Source organism: Rhodoblastus sp., assembly GCF_052145335.1.
Taxonomy (GTDB): domain Bacteria; phylum Pseudomonadota; class Alphaproteobacteria; order Rhizobiales; family Beijerinckiaceae; genus Rhodoblastus.
In genome coordinates this window covers 1-24539 of the sequence record NZ_JBKQOU010000153.1, presented here as the reverse complement: position 1 = coordinate 24539, position 24539 = coordinate 1, and the positions used below count along the sequence as shown (strand labels likewise).

Here is a 24539-nt window from a genome sequence, read left to right as displayed (position 1 = left end):
CTTTAGGAAAATTCCGTCCAAAAAGCCAGTCCCGTGAACACACGGTGCTGGCGCAGCAATTCAAGGAGCGCCGCGCGTGTCGAAACAACTGGATTTATTCATACCCCTACGCAAGGCGGACGCCGCCCAGCGCCTCGTCTACGGTTACGCAACGGCGGAACTGCCGGACAGGTCCGGCGAAATCTGCGACTACGCCACGACGAAGCCCTATTACGAGCAGTGGTCGGCGGATTTCGCCAAGGCCTCCGGCGGCCGGAGTTTCGGCAATCTGCGTTCCATGCACGGCAAGGTCGCCGCTGGCAAAATTTCCGCCATCGTCTTCAACGACGATGACAAGCGAATCGAAATCGCGGCGAAAATCATCGACGACGAGGAATGGCGCAAGATCGAGGAAGGCGTCTACACCGGCTTCAGCCAGGGCGGCGCCTATGTCAAGCGCTGGGCCGATCCGGAAAACCCCGATTTCGTCCGCTACACCGCGTCCCCCAGCGAAATCTCGCTGGTCGATCTGCCTTGCCTGCCGGAAGCGACATTCGAACTGGTGAAAGCCGACGGCGCCAGCGAAAAACGCGCCTTCGCCGAGCCAATGAGCAAGGAGCGGCCAGTCGCGGCGCAGGCTTCTTCCGCCGGCCTCGGACCGTTCCTGCGCGAATGGCTGGCGGGCAATGTCGAGAGCGAAGTAAGCGCCGCCGAGACCATCGCGAATTTTTTCGCGGCGATCGAAAGCGACCTTAACGCCGAGCCCATCCACACCGAAGCTTTGTCCGCGCTGTTGGCGCGGCTGAAAAGCCAATGCGTCGCCGTGGTTCAGCCGCGACCGGCGCAAAAGTCCGAACCCAGCGACGCGCGGCTGGAAAAGCTCGCCGCCGAGACCGAGGCGGCAAGAAAAATGGCGGCGGATTTCGCGCCGCGACTGGCGGAACTGGCGGAGCGCGTCAGCGCCCTGGAACATAGCCCGGCGCCGCCGCCGCTGATGCCGGGCTTCGCCCCGGTGTCGAAATCGGCCGATTTGAGCATCGACGATCTCGCCGTCGAATTGGCGCGGCTTTCGCCCGAAAAAGCCTCGCTGGTGCTGATCAAGGCCTCCCAGACCCAACCGAAAAGGTTCGGCTGAGCAGCCGTCACCTCTCCACTATCGCAACAGAGAAAGCATGCCAATGACCGCACAACAGAACGCGCTGGAGCTGAATCAGGCGATCCGCAAGGCGCAAACCGCGCCCTTGTTCGATCCGCGTTTCGCCAGCCTGGAAAAATCGACTTTTTCGCAGAGCGCCTCCGCGACCTCGGGTCTCACTTATTATGACCTGGAGACCGGCGCCAAGCTGCTCTATCCGGTGCTGACGCCGCTGCGCAATTCCATTCCGCGCGTCTCCGGCAAGGGCGGCGTCCAGGCCGCCTGGCGCGCCATCACCGCGATCAACTCCTCTGGCCTGCGCGTCGGCGTCTCCGGCGGCAATCGCGGCGGCGTCGCGGCCATGACGACCAAGGATTACATCGCGACCTACAAGGGCATCGGCATCGAAACCAACGTCGATTTTGAAGCCCAGTATGCCGGCCAGAATTTCGACGACATCCGCGCCCTTGCCGCCCAGACGGGTTTGGAAGCGCTGATGATCGGCGAAGAAGCTTTGATCCTCGGCGGCAATACCTCGCTTTCGCTGGGGGCCACCAACACGCCGACCCTCGTCGCCTCGAACTCGGGCGGCGCGCTGGCTACCGGAACCCTGTCCGTCATCTGCGTGGCGCTCACACTCGACGGCCTGATCAATTCCACGGTCGCTTCCGGCGTGCAGGCGTCGATTACGCGAACCAACGCCGATTCCTCCATCGACACTTTCGGCGGCGGGGCGGCGCAGAAATCCGCCAACGCCACGGTCGCCATCACCGGCCCGTCAGGCAGCGTCACCGCTTCGGTCGCCACCACGCGCGGCTCTTTCGGCTACGCCTGGTATTGGGGCGCCGTCGGCTCGGAAACGCTCGGGGCCATCACCACCATCAACAGCTTGGCGATCACCGCCAATGCGGCTGGAACGCAGGCCGCCGCCTCGCTGCCGAGCGCCGACAATTCGTCCAACGCCCTAGTTTTCGACGGCTTGCTGACCCAGGCGCTGCAGCCGAGTTCGGGCGCAAATATCACCTTCCAGCCGACTGGCGCAGCCGGCGTCGGCACGCCGCTTACCGCTGACGGCGCCGGCGGCATTGTCGAGATCGAGGCCATTCTCAAGTCCAATTGGGATCTCTATCGCCTTTCGCCCGATGAGGTCTGGGTGTCGTCGCAGGAAGCCGGCAACATCTCGAAGAAAATTCTCGCTGGAAGCGCCAACAGCGCGCAGCGATTCATCTTCGACTCCCAGCAGGACGCCATCGGCGGCGGCGTGATGGTCACGACCTACAAGAACAAATATTCGCTGGCCGGCGCCAAATCGCTCGACATCAAGATCCATCCCAACATGCCGCCCGGAACCATGCTGTTCCTGACGCGGAAGCTGCCCTATCCGCTCGCCAATGTCGGCAATGTCATGCAGGTCCGCACGCGGCAGGACTATTACCAGATCGAATGGCCGCTGCGCGCCCGCCGCTATGAATATGGCGTCTATGCCGATGAAGTGCTTCAGCACTATTTCCCGCCGAGCATGTCGGTCATCACCAATATCGGCAACGGCTGATCGGCTCCGCTGAAGACGGTCGCCCCGGCTTTTTTCCGGGGCGGCGCCCCGTCGCTGAAGCGTCGCGATTCCGATGAATCGCGCAAACGCGTCGGCGCGATTTCTTCCTTGGAACAGGATCTAGACATGAAATATCAGGCTCCTGTCGGCGTGACCGCGATCTTTTGCGCGGGCGAAGTCATTACGCCCGACGAGGACGGCCGCTTCGAAGCAGCCGAACTTCTCCTTGGCGAACTCGCGGCGCATGGATGCGTTTTCGCCGCCCCGTCCGAGGCGAAGTTGACGGAAAAAAGTGGCGAGATGCGTCCGCGCGCCCGCACCCGCGCTGAAAAGGCGAATTGAGCATGGCGCAAGGCGATCTCGTTTCCCTGGCGCAGCTCAAGGCGCATCTCGGCGTCCAGTCGAGCGGCGACGACATTCTGCTCGCCAGCATGATCAGTCAGATCAGCCGCGCGATCTGCACCTACCTCAATCGGCCTTTCGTTTGGCCGCGCGACGTCCTCGACATGTTCGACGGTAATGGACGTCCGAAGATACAATTGCGTCACTGGCCCGTCGTCTCCGTCAGTTCGGTGTCGATCGACGGACGCCTTGTGCCTCAGGCGACGTCAGAATTTGGCGGCGGCTGGACCGTTGAGGCGGGCGACGACGAGCCGCCCGGCGCGATGCAGATGCTGATGCTGCGGGGCGGCAGTTTTTCGCGCGGCTGGCAGAATGTCAGCATCGCTTATCGCGCCGGGTATCAGATCAGCAACGAAACCTGCGTCGCGCCAGGCGCGGCGTCGAGTTTCGTCATCGCGGCGCAGCCTTATGGCGGCTACGCCTGCGATTGCGGCGTCACCTACGCCAACGGCCAGTCGTTGACCAACGTCGTCGCCAGTCCGGCGCAGGGACAATATGTGCTCGACGGCGCGGGCGGATATTTGTTTTCCGTCGCGGATGGGGGACAGAACCTGCTGCTGAATTATGGCTATGTACCGATGGATCTCGCCAGTTGCGCCCTGGAATGGGCCGCTGACCGCTATCGCTATCGCGAAAGGATCGCCATGACGTCGAAAAGCCTGGGCGGCCAGGAAACTACCGCCTTTCGCATCGCCGCCATGCCCGAATACGTCATGATGACCTTGCGCAGTTTTGCGCGCATCATCGCGAACTGATCCATGCTGCAGATCAGTCTCGAAGGACAGGAGGCGCTCGCCGAGCGGCTCGCGGTCCTGCCCGACCGGTTGCGCGCAGCCTTGGCGGACAAAGTCGATGCGTTGGCGCAGAGTCTCCTTTCGGAGGTGGTTGGAGTCAATTTGAGCGGCGGCGTGCTGAATGCGCGCAGCGGCGCTTTGCGCGATTCCATCCAGATGAAAGCGTCTCAGCAGGACGACCGGATCGGCGCCGAAATTTTTTCCGACGGCGACGTTCCCTACGCCGCGATCCAGGAATTTGGCGGCAAGACGGCGGCGCATGAAATCCTGCCGGACAAGGCGAAGGTTCTCGCCTTTGTCGCCAACGGCAAACAGGTCTTTGCGCGCCGCGTCCAGCATCCGGGTTCGCAAATTCCAGCGCGGTCCTACTTGCGTTCGGCGCTCGAGGAGCAGAGCGACGATATCCTGCAGGACTTGACCGAAATTGTTACGGCACTCGCTGAGGATCTGAAGGACACCGAATGATGAATTCCCGCGAGTCCATCATGGCGGCGCTGGCCGCGCGCCTGGCGAGTGCGCAATTTTCAACGCCGATCAACGGATGCGATAGCTGGGCTCTGCTGTCGCGCCGGCTGAAATTGTGGAGCGATGTCGCCAGCGCCGACCAGCCGGCGCTTTTCATAACCGAGCATGGCGAAAACCTCGCCTATGCCGCCGAAGCCTTGCCTGGCAAGACTACACTGAATGTCGATCTTTTCGTCTATATCGCGGCGGGCAAGGACCCGGATAGCATTCCGGCGCGCGATCTCAATATCGCGCTCGACGCCATCGCCGCATGTCTCGCGCCCGATCCCACCATCGGCAGGCAGACGCTTGGCGGCCTTGTCACCCACTGTCGCATCGAGGGGCGGATCGTGAAAGATCCCGGCGATCTCGATGGCCAGGGACTGGCGCTCGTTCCCATCAAGATTCTGGCTCCCTGAGCCCTGGTCCAATAAAGGGAAAACGCGCGATGGAACAAAACATGAATAACGATCCGGCGACGCCGGATCGTCACCTTCACGAAATCGAAGCGCAGATCGAAAAATGGTTTGTCGAGACCATGCACCATTCTCCGTTCTCGCGGACCACCGAAATTTTCAACCATGTGCGCGCTTCGGTCGACGCCTTGAAGCAAAGACTTGCCGCCCTTTTGCAGGAGCTCTGATCCATGTCGAACACCACTTCCGTCGCTTTCGGCTCGGGCGTTCTCATCGCCACGCCATCCGGCGCCAATGCGACGCCCGTCCAGTTCGGCGCCTTGCAGGACGTCTCGCTCGATTTCAGTTTCGCGTCGAAACAATTGTTCGGCCAGTATCAGTTCCCGATCGCCTTTGCCCGTGGCGAGGGCAAGATCAGCGGCAAGGCGAAATTCGCCAATATCGACGGCCCGCTCTACAATAATTGCTTCTTCGGCCAGACGCAGACGACCGGCCAGAAACTCTGGTCCTACAACGAGGCCGGCGCGGTTTCGGCATCTTCGCCCTATAATTATACATGCGCCAACGCCGCTAATTTCGACGAGGATCTCGGCGTCGTTTACGCGTCGAGCGGCCTCGCCTTGACGAAGGTGGCGACGACGCCGGCCGTCGGGCAATACACCGTTGCCGCCGGCGTCTATGGTTTCAGTTCGGGCGACGCCGGCAGGGCGCTGCTGGTTTCCTATTCCTATACCCAATTGGCTTCCGGCAGCGGTTCGCACATGCTGCTCGCCAATAAGGTGATGGGAACCGCGCCGACTTTCCAGATTGATTTCTATCAGACCAATCCCAACCTCGGCGGCGCGCAATGGTCGCTGCGCCTCTACAATTGCGTCTCGACCAAATTGAGCGTCGCCTCGAAGAACCAGGATTTCGTCGTTCCGGAAATGGATTTCGAAGCCTTCGCCAACGCCGCCAATTCCATTGGCGAAATCAACACGGCGGTGTGAAATGAAACTTGATCCGAAAATGAATTGCGCGGGCGCGCCAGTTATCGAGCTTGGCGGAAGGGAGTTTTTCGTTCCGCTGCTGGCTCTGCGCCAGGCGCGCATAATAGTGCCGGGCCTGCTGAAACTGATGCCGCGCCTGAACGCCATTCAGACGCGGATCGGCGCCGGCGACCCGCTTGGCGCGGCGCTGCTCGAACAGAACGATGTCGAACTTATGATCGACGTCGTTCACTCCGGCCTCAGCCGCGCCTATCCCGATATTTCTCGCGACGAAGTTCTGGATCTTCAGGCGGGCTTCGCCGACTTGATTGCCGCTCTGGCGGTGATCGCGCGGCAGACCGGGCTGTTTGCGCCGACGGAAAACCCATCCCTGGGGGAGTAGGCGACGGCGGTCCGGATTTCGACCGGATCGTCGCGCATTATTGCCAGATGTCGGGCGAGGCATGGAACGATGCGCTGGAAACGGAACTGACTTTTTCGCGAATCTTCGCGCGGCATGACTACTGGCGCGAGAATCCGCCCTCGTCGGTGCTTCTGACGGCTTTGGCCGTCGGCTTCGGCGTTTGGGAGCCGAAAGCTCGCGCGACCGATGACGCCGTCGGCGCTTTGCGCGGTCTCTTTCCCGCCGGACGTTTCTGATCGCCCTAAAAATGCCGGACGCTTGCGCCGGCCGAAAGGATGAGCATGGCCGATTCCAATGTTTCGATCTCCTTCGGCGCCGACGCCTCCGATTTTCTCGAAGGCGTCGCCCGCGTTTCGGCGGCGTTGCAAACCCTGCCGACGGGCGTCAACCAGATTGCGCAGGGCATCGACAAGTCATCGCAAAGCTTCGCCTCCTTCGGCGTGGGCGCGACCAGCGCCCTGGCGAAAATCGCGGCGGCGGCTCGGGAAACGGGCGCGTCACAACAGGACGTCACGCGCGCCAGCATGATGGCGATCAACGGAGAAATCTCCGCCGAACGCGCCGCCCTGGCAGAGAAAAAGTCGCTTTACGACGAATTGACCAAGCTCAAGATTTTGAGCGCGGGCGAAAGGCTGGCGGCAACGCAAGCCGCTCTCGACGGCGAATACGCTTCCGAGCGCTCGCTGCTGGAAAAGGAATTGCAGCTCGATGGCCTGAAGCTGCAGCAGCGGCAGATGGTCCTCAACAAAATGCTGATGCTTGACGCCAAATACGCGCAGGACAGTCAGCGGGTCATGCTGCAATCGGTCGAGCAAATGGTCGCGCCGATGAACAAGATGGTGGATTCGATGTCGTCCTCGCTTTCGACAGGGCTGACGGGAATGATCACCGGGACAAAGAATTTCCAGCAGGTTCTGCAATCGCTGGCGCAATCGGTGGTTTCGCAATTTGTTAAAATGGGCGTCGATGTCGTCGCCGATTGGGCCAAGAAACAATTGGCGCTGGCCGCCCTTTCCGTGGCCGGCGAAAGCCAGAAAACCGCGGCGGCGACAGTTGGCGCCGCGGCGCGAGAGGGTGTTTCGGCGGGCGAAGCGGCGGCGGGGCAGGCGTCGATCGTGGTGTCCATGCTCAAGAGCATCACTGCCTCGGCTTCCGAGACTTTTGCTGGCGTGTTCGGCTTTCTTGCGCCTGTCATGGGGCCGGCGGCAGCCGGTCCCGCGGCGGCGGCTCAGGGCGCGGTCATGTCGGTGGCGGCTTTCGACATTGGCGCCTGGTCGATCCCGCAGGATCAGCTAGCGATGGTTCACCGCAACGAACTCGTCATGCCCGCCGCCGAGGCCGGCGCCTTTCGCTCGCTGTTGAGCCAGCAGGCCAGCGTTGGCGCGGGCGCTGGCGCGCAAAGCGGCGGCGATACACATGTGCATCTGAACGTCAACGCGCTCGACGCTGGTTCGGTGAAAAATTGGCTCGGCAATAATTCGCGGCAGATCATGAAGGCGATGAACCAGGCGGTGAAGAACGGCGATCATCTCGGCCTGCGTCGTCTGGCGACGTCGTAAGACCATGGCGCAACTTTTCGGCGTCTGTCTCCTGCCGGCCTCCGGCGAATTTGTCTACGACACATTGCCCGCTCAAGGCGCGCAATGGCAAGTGAGCAACAGCGTGCTTGGCGCTTTTGCGCCGATGAATTGCTTTTACGCGCCGGATGGAACCACGACCGATTATTCCTATGCGCTCGACCAATTGCAGGCGGAACATCCCGAATGCACGACGGTGGCTCTGGTCTGCGCCTGGTTCGGCAATTCGGCCAACGCGGCAAGCTGCAATATCTACCCCTCGACCAATTACATCGGCGGCGCGTTCAAGACTTTTTCCGCCAGCGGCTGGGCGGCGTCGAACTGGCAGGTCTCCGGCCTGACGCAAGCTTCCCCCGGACTTATTCCGATTTCGACGTCGGGTGGTTCGGCGACCTACGGCGGCACGCCCTCGGACCAGAGCATCGTCCGTTGTATCCAGGATCTGCGCGCGCGAGGTTTGCGCGTCATCTTTTATCCCTTCATCCTGATGGATGCGCCCGGCGAACCCTGGCGCGGGCGCATCACCCTCGGCAGCGACCTCAGCGCGGCGACGACAACGGCGGTCAATGCGTTCCTTGGCTCGGCGGAGCAAGCGCAATTCTCCCTCGACACGGTCAATCTGACCGTCAACTATTCAGGTTCTCCGACCGATTACACCTTTCGGCGTTTCATCCTGCATTACGCCAACCTTTGCGTGCTGGCCGGCGGGGTCGATCTGTTTCTGCTTGGCTCCGAAATGCGCGGCCTCGAAATCTTGCGCGGTCCTGCCTGGACTCCTGCCGGAACCACGGATTTCAATGGGCATGCCGTCTGGGATTATCCCTTCGTCGACGGATTGATGCAGCTGGCCGCCGATGTGCGCGGCACGTTCGACAGCGCTGGCCTAACGAAAAACTTATCGACCTACAAAAATCTGATCGCTTATTCGCCGGACTGGTCGAGTTGGAACGGCTGGCAGCATGCCAACGCCAACGGCCAATGGCCGCATCTCGACTCTCTGTTCGCCTCGCCGAATATCGATGTGGTTTCCTTCGATAATTATCTTCCATTGTCCGATTGGACGCTCAACGGCGGCGGCCTCGATTGCGCCAATTGGGACGCGCCCGCACCGGCCTCCTGGCCGCCGTCGAGCGAGACCATGAACGGTCTCAACCTTTCGGGTCAGCCGACGATTTACAGCGCCGCCTATCTTCAGGCCAATATCGAGGGCGGCGAGGGCTTCAGTTGGTATTACAACGACAGCAATAATGGCGGCATGGGATTCGATCCCTTCGGCACGGACCAGCGCTGCTCCTTGCCGCAAGGCGACCGTCTGGCGCAGGCGCGCAACGCTTTTTCGGCCAATCAGCAATTGCTGGCGCGCAAGGCGCTGCGCTGGTGGTGGAACAATTCGCATCAGGCGATCTACGACGCCGGAGACGGGCTTGGCTGGGCGCCGCATGGCCCGACGACGCAATGGACGCCGCAATCCAAGCCGCTCGTCTTCGTCGAATATGGTTTCGCCAGCGTCGATCGTTGCACCAATCAACCGAACGTCTTTTTCGACGTGAAATCGACTGAGAGCGGCACGCCGTTCTGGTCGCTTTGGCAAGGGCCTTACGGCGGCGCCTGGTTGCCGAAACGCGACGATCTCCTTGCCGACATCGCCCTGCAGGCGGTGCATGACTATTGGAACGCCGGGGCAAATAACGAGACCTCCGGTTCGGGCGTTCCGATGATTTTTACGCCCTTTTGTTGCGCCTGGAACTGGGATGCAAGGCCGTTTCCGGTCTTTCCTCTCGACGCCGGCGTGTGGAGCGACGGCGGCAATTGGCCGACCGGCAACTGGATCGGCGGCAAGGGGCCGGCGATTGATCCGCCAGCGGTCGACGCGCCGCCGGGACCCGGTATCTTTGCTGCTTTCCCGATCCTGATCGGACAGGGCTGGAGCGTCAAATATGCGCCGCGGTTTTCGACCCGCGCGCTTGCCCATGTGTCGGGGCGCGAAGTGCGGTCCGCATGCATGACCAGTCCGCTTTACGACATCGAGCTGAGCTTCGATCTTTTGCGCGACGATCTTCTCGACGGCGAATTGCAGCAGGTGATCGGCTTCATTGGCCTTCACGCCGGTCAGGCGCAGCCCTTCCTGTTCGCGCCACCGTCCGACTTGAGCGCTTATTTCGATGCGACGCTCGGGCTGGGAGACGGCGCGACCCGAGCATTCCTGGTCGAGCGTGAAATCGGCGGATTCGTTGAGAACGTCCAGGCGCTGATCGGCGCTCCGACCGTCTGTCTCAATGGCGTGGCTTTGGCCCCGAGCGCCTATAGCGTGTCGATCCTGCCCACGACGGTGACTTTCTCAGTCGCGCCGCCTTCGGGCGCCATACTCACGGCCAATTTCACCGCCGCGCACCTTGTGCGCTTCGCTGACGACAGCGAAGACCTGGAGCAGTTCATGAGTGACTTTTGGGCTTCGAAAACTCTCAAACTTGAGGCGGTGCGCGCGTGAGTATCGTAACCTTTCCAACCTTGCCTGGACAAGGATGGAGCGTCGTAAAAACACCAATCTTCTCGACACGCGTCGCTTCGCATTCTTCCGGTCGCGAAGCGCGTCTCGGGTTTTACGCTCACGCGCTCTATGGATTCGAATTGACCTTCGACGGACTCGATTCCTCAGGCGCCAACGCCGGCTTGCAAGCGCAGTCGCTGCAGACGCTGATGGGCTTCTGGCTGTCGTGCGGCGGTCAGCTCGGAACCTTCCTCTATGCCGATCCAACGGATGGCGCCGCCGCCAATCAGGTCATCGCTACCGGCGACGGATCGACCATGGTTTTCACTTTCGGACGCGCCATCGGCGGCTATTTCGAGCCTGTTTCTTACGTTACGTCAGTATCGAGTGTGACGGTCAACGGCATCGCCACGACAGCCTACACTCTGAGCGCGCCCAATACGATTGTCTTCGCCACGGCGCCGGCGAGCGGCGCGGCCGTCGCGGCCAGCTTCGCTTACGCCTTTCAGTGCCGCTTTCTCGAAGACCAGGCCGAATTCGAAAATTTCATGTCCGGCCTTTGGCGCGCCAAGAGCCTCAAATTCCGCCAGGTACGCTGAATGAAATCCGCTCCTCCCGCCCTCGTCGCTTACCTCAATGCATTGCGCCCGACCTCCGACGCGCCTTTGCTGACAGCCGAATGTTTCACCATCTGGCTCGCCAGTGGCGCGGTGCTGACCTATACCGATCTCGACATTCCGGTCGCACTCAACGGATACACTTATCTCGCCAATTCGGTGCTGATCTCCGGCCTCAAATATCGCGCCTCCTGTGGTGTCAATGTCGACAGCCAGCAGGTAACGATTTTCGCCCGCACCACCGACACGATCGGCGGCGTTCCCTTTCTGCAGTCCTTGCAGCAGGGCCTTCTCGACGGCGCGGAAATTCAGCGCGAAAAGGCCTTTTTCACTGCCTGGGGAACGCCGCCCATCGGTTCGGTCGTGCTGTTCAAGGGGCGGGTCGCGCAGATCGACTCCATCGGCCGGACCAGCGCGCAAGTAACCGTCGCCTCCGATCTCGTGCTGCTCGACATCGACATGCCGCGCAATGTCTACCAGGCTAATTGCCAGCATGTCCTCTACGACGCCAATTGCAGCGTCATTGCCGGAACCTATTCCACAGCGGGATCTGTCGGCGCGGGCTCGACACAGACGCAAATTGAATGGACGGGCGCGACATCGGCCTATCAGCAGGGGACCGTCATTTTCACCTCTGGCGCCAATACCGGCGCGACGGCGACGATCAAGACGGCGGGAAGCGGCTGGCTGCAACTTGCTTATCCATTGCCCAACGCGCCGGCCGTCGGCGACGCTTTTTCGGCGTCTTACGGTTGCGACCGCACCATGGCGACCTGCCAGAGCCGTTTCAACAATCTCAGCCAGTTTCGCGGTTTTCCCTTCGTGCCGCCGCCGCAGATCATGACCGGACCGCTTTCATCTGTGGTCTCCGACAGCGTCAAGGGCGGCAAATAGGAGTTGGCCATGACCGAAGCCGAAAAGCGTCAGCGAGATGAGCGAAATCGCGTTGTGACGGAAGTGCGCAAATGGATTCTGACGCCCTATCATAATTGCGCCGATGTGCGTGGCGCCGGCGTCGATTGCGGCATGTTGATCGTGCGGGTCTTCGTCGATCTCGGCCTGGTCCCTACATTCGATCCGCGTCCTTACGATCCGGACTGGATGCTTCATCGCGACGATGAAAAATATCTCTCATTTTTCACCGAACGTTGCGCCCGCGTCGTCAAGCCGCAGTTGGGCGACTTGGCCCTGTTTCGTTATGGCCGCAGCTATTCGCATGGCGGCATCGTGACCGGCGTCGACCCTGTCTCCATCGTCCACGCCTATCACGACGCCGGTTGCGTCATCGAGGAAAGCCTCGCGCAAAATCCGGCGCTCACCGACCCGAAACGCAAATTGGCTTTCTTTTCGATCTGGACGCAGAAGGCGGTGGCGTAATGGGTTTTTTGCGCGCTGGGAACAGCAACACCCAGATCACAAAATATTCCGGATTGCAGGTCCAGACGACCTCGAGCAGCGTTCCGGTGCCGATCTCGTATGGCGCCAACATCCTCGCGCCGAACTGTTTCTGGTATCAGAATTTTCAGGCGCACCCGCAAACTTCCGGCGGCAAAGGCGGCGGCAAAGGCGGAGGTCGCGGCGGCACGCCCTCGAGCTACACCTATAGCTGCGCCATCATGATGGGGATCGGCGAAGGGCCGATCGCCGGTATAGGTAATATCTGGCAAACCTCGACCGCCGCCGTCAATCTCGCCTCTCTCGGCCTGAGCCTGTTCGCCGGCTCGTCGCCGCAGAGCGTCTGGCCCTATCTGACCGCAGCTTTTCCTGCGCAGGCGCTCACTTATCCGGGCGTGGCCTACGTCAGCAACTCGAATTACGACCTTGGCGCATCCGCCAGCGTCGGGGACAGTAATTTCGAGGTTTTCGGCATTCTTCATGGATCGGGAGTCAATGGCGTCGACGGCGATCCGGCGCAGGTGATTTCGGACTTCCTTACCAATCCGCAATATGGCGTCGGATTTCCGGGCGCCTCCATCGACGCTGCGTCGCTGTTCGCCAACTCCGGCGATTCTTCTTATCAGACTTATTGTTGGGCCAATTACCTGGCGATCAGCCCGGTGCTGAACATGCAGGAGACTGCCTCCTCGATCCTTACCCGTTGGCTGCAACTTACCAACTCGACCGCCGTCTGGTCCGGCGGTCTGTTGAAAATCATTCCCTATGGCGACAGCGTAGTCACGGGCGGTTCGGGCTCCTCGCAGAAGACCTGGACGCCGAATGTCACGCCGGTTTATAGTCTTACCGACGAGGATTTCTTGCACACGCAGGGCGAGGATCCGGTCAAGATCACGCGTTCCGATCCCTATTCGGCCTATAACCAGCAGGCCATCGAGATACAGTCGCGATCCGATGCCTATAACACCGGGCCGATCGTCGCCTTCGACCAGTCGGCGATCAACCGTTTCGGCCTGCGCATCGGCTCGACCGTCACGGCGCATGAAATCTGCGACCTTCAGGTCGCGCAGACGTCGGTGCAATTGATCTTGCAACGCGGCCTTTATATCCGCAACACCTTCGTGTTCAAACTCTCGATGGAATTCTGTCTGCTCGATCCAATGGATCTGGTGGCGCTTACCGATGTGGCGCTCGGGTTGAACAATACGGTCGTGCGCATTGTCGACATCGAGGAAGACGCCGATGGTGCTCTGACCGTGACGGCAGAAGAGTTTCCGCAGGGCGTGGCGACCTCGGCGCTCTACTCGACCCAGGTCAAATCGAACGGCGCGCCCAACAGCTCGGTCGCGCCGCAGCCGGTCAATACGCCATTGATCCTCGAACCGCCGCCGAGTCTGACCGGAAATATCGCGCAATTGTGGATTGGCGCGAGCGGCGAGAATGGCGATCCCAATTGGGGTGGCTGCGTGGTGTGGGCCTCGCTCGACGGCAATTCCTATGCGCAGGTCGCGCGCCTCGGGTCGCCAGCGCGGCAGGGCGTGCTTTCCGCAGCGCTTCCTGCTTTTTCCGGAGCTAATCCTGACTCGTCCGATATGCTGGGCGTCGACCTGACTGAGAGCGGTGGCTTGCTTTCTTCGACGTCGGCCGCCAGTGCGGCGGCGGGAGTCACGCTTTGCTATGTCGACGGCGAATATCTCGCCTATACGACCGCAACGCTGACGGCGATGAGCGAATATAATCTCATGGGCCTTTACCGGGGATTGAACGGTTCGACGCCTGGCGCTCATGCAAGTGGCGCCGTCTTCTGCCTGCTCGATTCCGCTATCCTCGATTTTGACATCCCGAACGCCGAGATTGGCCAGACAATCTATCTGAAATTCCAGAGCTTCAATATCTTCGGCGCCGCGGCGCAAGATCTGTCGACTTGCGCCCCTTACCCATACCTGATTCAGGGAACGGGTGTTCTCGGCCCTGTCGCCTCCGCTTTGGCGGTGGGGACAGCGATGGATTATGGTCTCGCCAGTCAACGCGTTTGCGAAACCGACGATTTCGGGACGGTATCGGCCGCGGTGATTTCGGTCATCGACCTCGGCTCCTGCATCTCCTGACGGGCGCGCCATAGCCAGACGAAAGACGTCTTTCGCCGCCCTATGACGGATCTGCCTTCGCCAAATACTCCAATTTCGAGGATTATTTTCCATGTCCGTTCAGGTCAAACGACGCCGCGACAGCGCGGCGAACGTCGCCGCTTACACCGGCGCCCAGGGCGAATTGATTGTCGATACAACCAACGATCGCCTCACGGTTCACGACGGCGCCACGGCCGGCGGCTTCGCCGCCGCGAAACTTTCCGAAGTCATCACCAATGGCCGTACTCCTGTTTCCGACGTGGCCTATACGGTCCTCGCCACGGATCGCAGTGTCGTCTATACGGCGCTGACCGCGGCTCGCGCCATCGCTCTCCCGTCGGCGGCGTCGTTTCCGACGGGGACGCCGCTGACGATATTCGACGAGAGCGGAAATTGCTCGACGGCCAACGCCCTCACCATCACGGCGAATGGTTCGGACAAGATCAACGGCGCCTCGACGGCTGCGGTCGCTACGCCTTCCGGATTCATCGCGCTTCAAAGCAATGGAGCGGGAAAATGGACGATCATCGACCAAGCGTTCGGCGCTGGCGCGCAGCAACAGGTCGCCCAGGGCGACAATGGTGCGGCGATCCAGTTTCAGGTGATTGAGCAGACGGTCACGCTGTCCGGCGCCTCGACAACGGCGAGCGTTCCCATTCCAGGCAATTGCATCGTCCTTGCCTGCGGAATGCGGGTGTTATCTGCAGTGACTGGCGCGCCGTCCTTCGGGATCGGCGTCTCCGGAAGCGCGTCCCAATTCGGTAGCGCGCTCTCGATCTCGGCGGGCGCGACCAACTATGGGATCGTAGGCCCCTATGGCTGCTATTCGGCGACCAGCCTTATCGTGACCGCGACAAGCGGTTCTTTCACCGGGGGGACGCTGCGCCTGTCGCTGAAAATAATACTTCTGCCTGTCTCGACTTCGTGACGGCGAAACCAAGAATTTTGCTTGGGCTTCGCTTGCCGGCGCGCGTGGCCACGCCCTGAAACGCGCCTCCGCGCTTCCCCTAAGCTAGAGAATTTCTGGAGATTGACATGGAATGGAAAAACCCTGACGGGTCACTGACTGGCGGCGTCGTCATTGAAGATGGCGCCGGCAACAAGCTCGGCACGGCGGCCAATCCGCTCAACGTAACTGGCGGCTCAGGCGGAGGCGGGGGGGCCAACGCCAGCGTCGGCATCTTGGGTTCGGCGGCTCCCCTCGACGCCACCGCCATCGGCTATCAGAACGCCTCCGGCAATCTCGCGATTCCTACGGCCTCTGCTGGCCTGCCGATTTCGGACACCGGCGCCTCGGCCACGGGCATTTCGCAACCGCCGGGCGGATCCGGACTGAGCGGCTGGCTTTCAGGCATCTATTCGAAACTGACCGGAACCCTTTCAGTTAGTGTTTCGTCCGGCACGGTAAATGTCGATGGCGTGTACAATACGTCTCCGCCAACGCTTTCCAATGGGCAATATTCTCCGCTACAACTGGACACTTCTGGAAACCTTAAAGTTGACGTTTCCGCTGGCAGCATAGCGGCGGTGCAGTCTGGGGCCTGGGGGGTTGCCTTATCCTCGGCCATACCAGCAGGCGCTAACGCCATCGGGGCGGTCAGCGTCTCCAATCTTCCTTCGACGCAGGCGATCTCCGCCGCGTCCCTCCCTTTGCCGTCTGGCGCGGCAGCGGACGGAACCGACGCGACTGGCGTGACGCAGCTGAGCGGCGGCGTTGGCATTCGCGGCTGGTTGTCGGGGATTTATTCCAAGCTGACCGGCACGCTTTCGGTAAGCTGGTCGGGCCAGAGTGTCGGCGTTTCTTCGCTCCCAGCAATCCCCGCTGGCGCAAACGCCATAGGCACTGTCGGCGTAACCTCTATCCCTGACGCCTCGTCTGGCTCCGGCTCAACTGTTTCGGCGGTGAATACGGCTTTTAGCGGACTATCCGCGCTGAGCACCGCTGGCTTTGCGAAGTTGATTTTGACTTGCACGGCGTCTGGATCGTGCACTGTCACATGGCGCGGCTCGAATGACGGCGGAACGACATGGGAACCCCTCCTTGCGAGCCGACTCGACGCTTCAGCTACGGGGACTACAACGGCCTATGTAAATCCGACAGCCGGTTATATCTGGGAAATCCCGTGCTCTCACGCGCTGGTCCAAGTTTATTGCACTGCCTTCACCACGTCTGCGACGTTTTCTTGGTGCCTCAAAGCTGGCGGCTGCTTTCATACCGTCGTGGACCAAGGCGCGGCCAATTCCTCGTCACCATGGCTGGTGCAGTCTAAGGCGGCCACGTCGGGTGGCATCCCCACTGCAACCGTCATCATCGGCGCAGCCACGACCAACGCCGGATACGTCAAGGCTTCGGCCGGACAGGTCTACGCGATCGATCTTAGCAATAATGCGGCGACCTGGGCTTATTTCCGGCTATATAATAATGCTTCGGCGCCCACCGTTGGCACTACCACGGTCGCGGCTCAATATGGAATGGCGCCTGGCGGCTCCCGGACCGTTTCATTTGGCGACCTCGGCTTTCCGCTCGGAACCGGCATCGCTTATTCAATAACGGCAGGCGCCGCTGTGAACGATACCACGGCGCTGGCGGCGGCTTCCACTGTAGTTGCGACGGTCCACTCCGACTAAACCAAGACTCCGACCTTGGTCGGAGTTCAATATTCTCGATTGCGCCGCAATAGTCGTCGAATGTTTCCAAAGGCCGCAAATGCCGACAAATTTTAATCTTCGTGCGTCGAACAATGCGACCTTCCAGTGGACGCGCGATCTGACGCAATTTGCTTCTCTCTACAATATCGCCGCGGCGACCATCAGGATGCAGGTTCGAACGTCGCCCTACGCGCCCGATCCGCCCGCCTACCAATGGCTTTCGACGGCTTTGGCGGGCGGCCAGATCGTCTTTAACGCGACTTCCAATCTGTGTGCCTTCGTCGCGCCCGAAGCCGACATGGCGCGGATGCAGGGCGATTACGTCTACGATTGCCGGCTGGAATTTTCCGGCGGCGCGACGATCGTGATTTTCGGAGGCCGCATCCGTTTTTCACGAGGCGTCACCCGCACGCCAACCGACGCTGCGGCTACCGACGTTTCCGGCCTCGGCGATACTGTAAGCGTGGAAGGGGAGACCGGGACTTCGCCAGTGCCGCTGCCCTTGTCGCTTTCCTCTCTCCTTGTCGTCTGTGAAAATGCGGCGTCCAGCGCATCTGCCGCCGCCAGTTCAGCCGCCAGTTCCGCCGCCAGCGTCACCCCGGAAGAGTTGGCGACGCAAATGGCTGCCCAACCTGCCACCAGTCTCGCCGCCTTGGCCGAGGCGCTGATCGCAGCGCTGCCGCCTTCCGCCCTCGCCGCCGCCATATCCGAGATGATTCCGACGCTTCCGACTGCGCCAGTTTCCGGCGGCGCGACTCTGTGGAGCAACAGCGGCCTCCTTGAACGTTCTTAAAGGCATCGAGATGAAAACCCTTATTGCGGCGATATTTGCAGGAACGATGCTTTCGAGCGGTGCTTTGGCCCAAAATTATAGCGCCCCAAATTTTAGTTCCTTGACGCTGGGCACACCGCTCGCAGTCACCAGTGGCGGCCTGGGTAACGCAACTGGAGCGGTTGACGGGTTGACTGTGCTTGGCCGGACTCTCGCCAATACCCTCGGGCCTGGAGGCGTCACAGCGTCAATGCTCGCCAGTGGCGCAACAGCAGCTAACCTCGGCTACGCGCCTCTTAACCCGGCCAATAACTTTTCCGAGCTGTCAAATGCGGCGACGGCGAGGGCAAATCTTGATCTGGGATTGCTCGCGACACAAAGCAGCGTAACCGGGACGCTCCTTGCCTCTGGCGCGGCGGCTGCGAACCTCGGTTTCACGCCCCTCAATCCCGCAAATAACCTTTCCGAGGTGACGAATAGCGCCTCGGCGAGAACAAACCTCGGCATTGGGCCGCTTCAGTCCGGTTATACAAGCGCGACGGGACTTGGCAGCGCGGCGAATTATGCCGTCGGAACCAGCGGCGCGAGCCTGGGGCTGTTCAATACGCAGAACTCTTGGTCGCCCCCGGTTCCGCCGTGGACAACATTTACGACGCTTTACCAGGGCGATCTCTATAATCTTGGTGGTCTTCCCGCTGGCAGCATGGATGCGCACAATGCCGGCGCCGTGGCGATGACGGAGGCGCTAGTTGGCGCAGTTGATGTTCCCGTAGGCGCCGTGAATGCGACCTTCATCAATGCTGGTGTTGCAGGCTACTCGCGCTCTGCCACGCCAGCGGCGGCGGCTGTCGGCGTTTTTGGCGGCGCTATGGCGAATGTCGCAGGGGCAAGTACTTGGGGCCTCAACACTATCGCCACCAACACCACTCAGATCGTCCCAGCGACACAGACCGGCCTCAACGGCGTCACAGCCTATTCTATCGAAGCCGACCTTAATATTATGAAGCTTCCTGGCGGGGGGACACCGACCGGCACGGTTCGTGGATTGGCCATCTTTAGCGGTTCGGAAGTCCATCCGAGCGGCGGTGCGTACGGCATTGAGGTTGGTCCGTTTGGTCAAGGGTCATTTGGCAACACAATCTGGTGGGACTCGGCCATCGTTATTGATGGAGCGCCTAATACAACCGCCATTCAGATTGGGGCCAAAGGCGCGGGTACAACCAGCCTTCCATCGCAGTCGATCGCGTTCAACTCCTATAACTCCTCCAGCACATTGCTCACATCCACCATTGGCGCGGACCCGAATGGCAATCTCCAGATCACCCCAGGCGCCGGGGGGGCCACCAACATAGTTGGCACGGTGACGGAAGGCCCGCTTTCTGTAACTAATACAGTGCAGTATGGTGGCATAACGCTGTCAACCGGCTCGAACTTCACTGGTGTCCTGGCCGGGTTTGGAACTGGCGGCGATGGTGGAACGCTCGAACTACTGACGGGCGGCACGATAAAAACCCTGCTCTCAGGCAATACCGGCACTGGAAGTTACATCAACAATGCTGCTGGTTTGACGGTCGGTGGCACAGGTACTGCTGCTGCTGGCGTGGTCAATGCAACTGGCGGGTTCCAGGTCAATGGTGTGGGGCAGAATGCAGCTGGTGGCCTAGCTTCTGTTACAGGAGCAACAACGAGTGGAAACCTTCCCTCATTCAGCAGCGCCAATGGTCCCTTGCAGGACAGCGGCATTGTTGCATCAAGCATCGTCACCCTGACGGGAGCGCAGACGCTCACCAACAAGACATTGAACAATCCAAGTATTACATCTCCTACAGTCACTGGGTCGCTTTCATCTGGGCCTGTCAGCGTTACGTCCGGCTCAATATACAGCGGCCTGACGCTTTCTACCGGGTCAAATTTCTCGGCGATCCTGGACGGCTATGGAGTCGGAAACGATGGCGGAACGCTCTCACTCCAAACTGGCGGCGCGCTAAAGACGCTACTTTCTGGCAATACCGGAACTGGAAGCTATATCAACAACGGCGCCGGCTTGACGGTCGGCGGAACGGGCACGGCGCCCGCGGGCGCTGTGCAGGCTAGTTCTGAAGTCAACGGCGTCACCGGCCATCTAGCCGCGTCAGGGACAGCGCCGACGGTCACGAGCGGCTTCGGCTCTTCCACAGGCTCTATCGGGACTGTCAATGGCACTTGGCATTTCGACGTGAACACCAACGTCGGCGGCACGAGTGGCGTCGTCGGCCTGCCGACCGCGACAACAGCATGGAACTGTTTCGCCAATTCAAAGAACAACCCGACAACGATTGCTGTGCATCAAACCGGTTTTGGCACGGCGTCGGCGACGTTTGCGCCCTACACGCTTTCGGGGGTCTTGTCGGCGTGGGTTGCTTCGGACGTGATCTCCATATCGTGTTTCGCTAACTAAAAGCCTTCCGATCCGAGAGAATTTTGCATGGCGGGCGCTTACACGCCCGCCGAATGCGCGCTTCACGCGATGCGCGAGCGTAAAAACTGAAAGGAATCCCCGTGACTTTCCTGGCCAATCCTCTCGGCTTAACGCCGGAGGAATTCAAAGCCTATGCCGAAAAGCTGAACTGGACGCATTGGCGTCCGTCATTCGTCGTTCTTCACAACACAGCCGAGCCGAATGTGGCCCAGTGGACTCATTTCGGCCTCGGCAAAACCGCAGGCGCGCGCCGCGTGCAAAACCTCAACCATTATTATCAGAGCGACGAGGGCTGGCATTCCGGTCCTCACATCTTCGTTGCGCCGGATTTGATATGGATCGCGTGCGACCTGGCCGCCGACGGCGTCCACGCCTCTTGCTATAATAGTTTGTCGATCGGCGTCGAAATGGTCGGTGATTATTCGATCGAATCTTTCAACGAGGGCGAGGGCGCCCAGGTCCGCGACAACGCTGTGGCCTGTCTGGCGGCGCTGCATAAAGCGCTCAAGATCGATCCCGAAACCCTGCATTTCCACAAGGAATGCCTCCGCGATCATCACGAGTGTCCCGGCAAAAACGTGGACAAGGCGGATATGATCGCCCGCGTGAAGGCGTGGTCTGGCGTGTCGGCGTCCGTCTCCGAGCCCGTCCCAACCACACCGGCGCTCGCGCAATATGTGGAGTCTGTCGCTGCCGCGAACGCGCCGGTCTCCTATAACGACAGCGCCTCGGCGATCTATAAATTCTGGTTGGCGCATGGGTTCACCCCGGCGCAATCCTGCGGCCTTCTTGCCCAAGCCGACGCCGAATCCTCGCTCGATCCGAAGGCCGTCGGCGATCACCACGAGGCTTTCGGCCTCGAGCAGTGGCACGCCTCGCGGATCGACGCCATGCGCAATGGTTGCGGCGTCGATCTAACCCAATTGCCGCCCCTGGCCGATCAACTCAGGGCGGCTCTATGGGAATTGCAGCACACGGAAAAACACGCTCTCACGCAGATCAAAGCGACCAGCACTGCCTATGACGCTGGCTACGCGGCGTGCCGTTTCTGGGAACGGCCGGCCTCGACCGCTCAATATGGCAAGCGCGGCGCCATCGCTGAAAAATGGGCGGTCTTTTTCTCCAGACACCTGATTTGAAATCAAGAACTGCGCGCGAAAGCGGACCGGCGAAGCGCGCGCGAAGCTTTGTTCGCCGACCGCATTCGTAAAAGGAAATGTTTATGACAAGCACTCAAATTTGGACGGCTATCGCGCATTATGGCCCGGCGGCCGTCGCCTGCGCCGCCGCCGCAGCCGCCGTACTGCCCAAACCCGCGCCTGGCACATGGTATTCTGTGTTACGTGGCGTCATCGATTTGCTGGCCTGCAATTTCGGCAGCGCGAAGAATGCGCCTTGAGCATTTTCAACGCCGTTATCGGCGCGTTCCAGAAACTGCTCGGCGCTGTCCCGCCGATCGTAGTGGTCGCGGAAAAAATCGATCCGGCGCTCGCCAGGTCCGTTTCCGCGACGCAAGTGCTGGCCGCAGTAAAAGCGGCGTCCTCACTGAATTTTGTAGGCATCGAAAAAGTGCTGGCTGAGCACTTTGCCAATGCTCAGGACGATCTTTCGACCGTCGAGGATGTGGCCAAAGCCATCGCGCCATTTCTGCCTGACGCGATGTATGTCGCTGACGCGGCGACAATTGTCTCCGCAATTCTGCAGATCGGCGGCCTGCTACCGGCGGATTGGCAAATCATCAAGACCGAACACGGTCCGACGAAACCTATCTTCGGCGAGGACAGTCTTGCCTACGATCACGCCCCATTTATCTGAAATCCCTGAAAGGAACATCTATGAAAAAGCTGCTCTGCGGCGCGCTCCTGCTCGCCTTCATCCTGCCTGTCCAAGGCCACGCCATGTCCTATTTCACAGGCCAATCGGCCTCGACCAATGCGGCGAACGCCTCCAGGACAGCGGCGGCCGTCGCCTGCATCATCGCGGATGGCGCGAGCGTCGCGCTTTCAGTCGAGGACGCCGTCAATCAGGGCAAGGCGAACCAGCTCGTCCACAGCGGGACGACGACGACGGTTCAGGCGGCCAGCCTGGATGTTTGCCAGCAGATGGGCGGCATCGCCCAGACGCTGTCATCTCCGGCTTCATCCAACTGAAGCGCACGGAAAAGTTTTCTCATTAAACGGAATTCGGAACAAATGGCGGCGGATTTGAGCGGCGGCGAATTGCCGAACTGGCTGATCACTTTGGGCGCCAGCGCCGTGACGGCGGTCGGCGGCTTTTTTCTGGCTTTGGTCAATCGCGGTCCAGCAATGCAATCCGCCGTCGATGGGCGGCTGCGGACTTTGATCGATGGCTATGAAAGGCGCGTCGACGATCTGATGCTGGAAGTGCATTGTTTACGCGATGAGGTCGTCAATCTGCGTCGCGCTCTGGCCGAAGCGCATTATCCAAACGGTTTCGGCGCCTGACTTCGATCTGATTTTTTGCCGCGAGTAGTTAGCTTGCGGTAGTCAGTCATCTTCCTTTTGCCCCGTCCGGCGTCAGCCGGGCGGGGCTTTTTTGCGTTTGGGGCCTAGCCTGACGATTTTGTGCAATGCCTCGCTAATCGATCAAATTAACCTTGCGGCGGATGAAGCGAGGAACCCGGCTTGACTCCTATCGGCTTTGGGTGTTTTCTGGATGGAACATATCATGAACATACGTGCGAAAGCAGCCATGCATTGGATCGATGCGCAGAGAGGAATTTCGCCATCGCGGGCGAAAACTTTGGCTGTCTTGCGGCGTCTCCTCGCCAAGGCCAGCCACAACGACGTAGCGGCGCCGGGTCGCGCCGCGCGTTTCGCCTTGGGCGCGCCCGGCGTCGACGACTTTCTCGGCGGCGGGCTAAGCCGCGCCTGCCTGCATGAGGTCCATGCGCCATGGAGCGCCGATTGGTCCGCCGCCGTCGGTTTCGGCCTCGCTTTGGCCCGTCGCGTCGCACCGGGCCGCCCGTTGTTCTGGGCGCGGCAGGATTTTCTGGAAAGCGAGGCCGGGCGGCTGAATGGCCTGGGACTTGCCGAATTCGGCGTCGATCCCGCCGCCTTGTCACTGGTGCGCGGCAGGGACGCCGAGGCGGTGCTGCGCGCCGGCGTCGAAGCGGCGCGCTGCAAAAGTCTCGGGGCTGCGCTGATCGAAATTTTCGGCGCGCCGCGCGCGCTTGATCTCACCGCGACCTTGCGTCTGGCGCGCGCGGCGGAGGCTTCGGGCGTGACCGTTTTTCTGATGCATATTTGCGCCGGACAAGAGACTGGAACGCTGGCCAAGACCGGGCCGCCCAGCGCCGCCACTTCGCGCTGGCGGGCGCGGACGCAAAATTCGCGCGCCCTTGCCGCCAATGCGCCGGGGCCTCCCTGTTTTGCCGTTACGCTGCTGCGTCATCGCGGCGGCGCGGCGGATCGTTCCTGGCGTTTGGAGTGGTTGCGTGACCGAGGCCTGTTTCATGAAGCCGCCGATTCTCTCAGCGCGACGCTATCTGGCTCTGTGGCTGCCCTTCCTGCCGACGGACAGGCTGCGTCTGGCGCGGTGCGGGAACGGCGCGCCGCAGGATGAAGACACGCCTTTCGCTCTTGTCGAAAAGCAGAACGGCGCGCAACGACTTTATGCGCTGACTCCCGCCGCTTTGCGCCAGGGGCTTGCGCCTGGCCTGTCGCTGGCCGATGCACGCGCCCGCCTGCCGCAACTCGCCGTCGCAGAAGCCGATCATCCGGCGGATGCAAAAATCCTGGCGCTTCTGGCGGCGCGCTGCGAACGCCATACGCCGTTGACGGCGTTGGACGAACCGCATGGGCTGGTCCTCGACGTCACCGGCTGCGCCCATCTGTTCGGCGGTGAGGCCGGTCTTTTCGCGCGTGTGCTCCAGGACATGGAAGCGCTCGGTTTTTGCGTCCGCGCGGCTCTGGCGACGACACCGGACGCCGCTCGGGCGCTGGCGCGTTTTTCCGCCGGCGGGGTTTTTACGCCCGAGGCGGAAGCCGCTGCCATCACGCGCGCGCCTCTGGCGGCGCTGGAAATGGAGGACGAAATCCTGCTGGCTTTGAGCCGGGCCGGACTCAAAACCCTCGGCGATGTCGCGGCGCGGTCCTCGCGCGCCTTCGCCTCGCGTTTCGGCGCCGATTTTTCGCGAAAAATCGAGCGGCTGTTCGGCCGCGAGGATGTGCGGATCAAACCCCTCCGCCCGCCGCCCGATTGCATGGTCGAACGGCATTTCGCCGATCCACTGTCGCAGGGCGAGCAGGTCGAGGCCG

General features: G+C 61.1%; 26 protein-coding genes. All 26 read left to right on the top strand.

What is annotated here, in order from left to right:
- Nucleotides 1-76 precede the first annotated feature (76 nt).
- Nucleotides 77-1114 (top strand): hypothetical protein, encoded by a 1038-nt coding sequence (locus ACLP2E_RS10595; RefSeq protein ID WP_442465885.1) that lies wholly within the window; start codon nt 77-79, stop codon nt 1112-1114.
- A gap of 43 nt (nt 1115-1157) precedes the next feature.
- Entirely contained in the window at nt 1158-2666 is a 1509-nt protein-coding gene (locus ACLP2E_RS10590) for a hypothetical protein (RefSeq protein WP_442465884.1), read from the top strand.
- A 126-nt stretch (nt 2667-2792) separates the two neighbouring features.
- Nucleotides 2793-3008, top strand: a complete 216-nt coding sequence (locus ACLP2E_RS10585; protein ID WP_442463156.1) for a hypothetical protein — start codon at nt 2793-2795, stop codon at nt 3006-3008.
- Between the two features lie 2 nt (nt 3009-3010).
- Nucleotides 3011-3823, top strand: a complete 813-nt coding sequence (locus ACLP2E_RS10580; protein WP_442463157.1) for a head-tail connector protein — start codon at nt 3011-3013, stop codon at nt 3821-3823.
- Between the two features lie 3 nt (nt 3824-3826).
- Nucleotides 3827-4327 carry a hypothetical protein gene (locus ACLP2E_RS10575; RefSeq protein WP_442463158.1) on the top strand — a complete coding sequence of 167 codons (501 nt, stop codon included), beginning with the start codon at nt 3827-3829 and terminating at the stop codon, nt 4325-4327.
- Nucleotides 4324-4785: a hypothetical protein gene (locus ACLP2E_RS10570; RefSeq protein ID WP_442465883.1), complete on the top strand. Its 462-nt coding sequence runs from the start codon at nt 4324-4326 to the stop codon at nt 4783-4785. Before ACLP2E_RS10575 ends, ACLP2E_RS10570 begins: the two co-directional genes overlap by 4 nt.
- Nucleotides 4786-4826: 41 nt before the next feature.
- The gene (locus ACLP2E_RS10565; protein WP_442463160.1) at nt 4827-5009 is read left to right on the top strand and encodes a hypothetical protein; all 183 of its coding nucleotides are present in this window, start codon (nt 4827-4829) and stop codon (nt 5007-5009) included.
- A gap of 3 nt (nt 5010-5012) precedes the next feature.
- Complete coding sequence (locus ACLP2E_RS10560) at nt 5013-5771, top strand: hypothetical protein (RefSeq protein ID WP_442463161.1); 759 nt, start codon at nt 5013-5015, stop codon at nt 5769-5771.
- Nucleotide 5772: 1 nt separating this feature from the next.
- Nucleotides 5773-6153, top strand: a complete 381-nt coding sequence (locus ACLP2E_RS10555; RefSeq protein ID WP_442463162.1) for a hypothetical protein — start codon at nt 5773-5775, stop codon at nt 6151-6153.
- A 47-nt stretch (nt 6154-6200) separates the two neighbouring features.
- Nucleotides 6201-6410 carry a hypothetical protein gene (locus ACLP2E_RS10550; protein WP_442463163.1) on the top strand — a complete coding sequence of 70 codons (210 nt, stop codon included), beginning with the start codon at nt 6201-6203 and terminating at the stop codon, nt 6408-6410.
- 45 nt (nt 6411-6455) lie between these two features.
- The gene (locus tag ACLP2E_RS10545) at nt 6456-7733 is read left to right on the top strand and encodes a hypothetical protein (RefSeq protein ID WP_442465882.1); all 1278 of its coding nucleotides are present in this window, start codon (nt 6456-6458) and stop codon (nt 7731-7733) included.
- 4 nt (nt 7734-7737) lie between these two features.
- Entirely contained in the window at nt 7738-10239 is a 2502-nt protein-coding gene (locus ACLP2E_RS10540; RefSeq protein ID WP_442463165.1) for a baseplate megatron protein TIM-barrel domain-containing protein, read from the top strand.
- Entirely contained in the window at nt 10236-10838 is a 603-nt protein-coding gene (locus ACLP2E_RS10535) for a DUF2460 domain-containing protein (protein ID WP_442463166.1), read from the top strand. The genes ACLP2E_RS10540 and ACLP2E_RS10535 overlap by 4 nt, the downstream gene beginning before the upstream one ends.
- A complete protein-coding gene (locus ACLP2E_RS10530; RefSeq protein WP_442463167.1) occupies nt 10839-11750 on the top strand; it encodes a DUF2163 domain-containing protein in 912 nt (303 codons plus the stop codon). It begins immediately after the preceding gene.
- A 9-nt stretch (nt 11751-11759) separates the two neighbouring features.
- Nucleotides 11760-12233, top strand: coding sequence for a hypothetical protein (locus ACLP2E_RS10525; RefSeq protein WP_442465881.1), 474 nt, complete (start codon nt 11760-11762; stop codon nt 12231-12233).
- On the top strand, nt 12233-14359 hold the full coding sequence (locus ACLP2E_RS10520; protein WP_442463169.1) for a phage tail protein: 2127 nt from the start codon (nt 12233-12235) through the stop codon (nt 14357-14359). The genes ACLP2E_RS10525 and ACLP2E_RS10520 overlap by 1 nt, the downstream gene beginning before the upstream one ends.
- A gap of 91 nt (nt 14360-14450) precedes the next feature.
- Nucleotides 14451-15308 carry a hypothetical protein gene (locus ACLP2E_RS10515; RefSeq protein ID WP_442463170.1) on the top strand — a complete coding sequence of 286 codons (858 nt, stop codon included), beginning with the start codon at nt 14451-14453 and terminating at the stop codon, nt 15306-15308.
- 107 nt (nt 15309-15415) lie between these two features.
- A complete protein-coding gene (locus tag ACLP2E_RS10510; protein WP_442463171.1) occupies nt 15416-17008 on the top strand; it encodes a hypothetical protein in 1593 nt (530 codons plus the stop codon).
- Nucleotides 17009-17087: 79 nt separating this feature from the next.
- Nucleotides 17088-17822, top strand: coding sequence for a hypothetical protein (locus ACLP2E_RS10505; RefSeq protein WP_442463172.1), 735 nt, complete (start codon nt 17088-17090; stop codon nt 17820-17822).
- A complete protein-coding gene (locus ACLP2E_RS10500) occupies nt 17809-20238 on the top strand; it encodes a beta strand repeat-containing protein (protein ID WP_442463173.1) in 2430 nt (809 codons plus the stop codon). The genes ACLP2E_RS10505 and ACLP2E_RS10500 overlap by 14 nt, the downstream gene beginning before the upstream one ends.
- A gap of 101 nt (nt 20239-20339) precedes the next feature.
- Nucleotides 20340-21398, top strand: a complete 1059-nt coding sequence (locus tag ACLP2E_RS10495; protein ID WP_442463174.1) for a phage tail tip lysozyme — start codon at nt 20340-20342, stop codon at nt 21396-21398.
- Between the two features lie 100 nt (nt 21399-21498).
- Nucleotides 21499-22074, top strand: coding sequence for a hypothetical protein (locus tag ACLP2E_RS10490; RefSeq protein ID WP_442465880.1), 576 nt, complete (start codon nt 21499-21501; stop codon nt 22072-22074).
- Nucleotides 22075-22094: 20 nt separating this feature from the next.
- Nucleotides 22095-22409, top strand: coding sequence for a hypothetical protein (locus ACLP2E_RS10485; protein ID WP_442463177.1), 315 nt, complete (start codon nt 22095-22097; stop codon nt 22407-22409).
- Nucleotides 22410-22451: 42 nt separating this feature from the next.
- Nucleotides 22452-22724, top strand: a complete 273-nt coding sequence (locus tag ACLP2E_RS10480) for a hypothetical protein (RefSeq protein WP_442465879.1) — start codon at nt 22452-22454, stop codon at nt 22722-22724.
- Between the two features lie 307 nt (nt 22725-23031).
- Nucleotides 23032-23844 (top strand): ImuA family protein, encoded by an 813-nt coding sequence (locus tag ACLP2E_RS10475; protein ID WP_442465878.1) that lies wholly within the window; start codon nt 23032-23034, stop codon nt 23842-23844.
- The coding region (locus tag ACLP2E_RS10470) for a Y-family DNA polymerase (RefSeq protein WP_442465877.1) at nt 23735-24539 on the top strand (805 nt) is incomplete at its 3' end. The genes ACLP2E_RS10475 and ACLP2E_RS10470, both read left to right, overlap by 110 nt.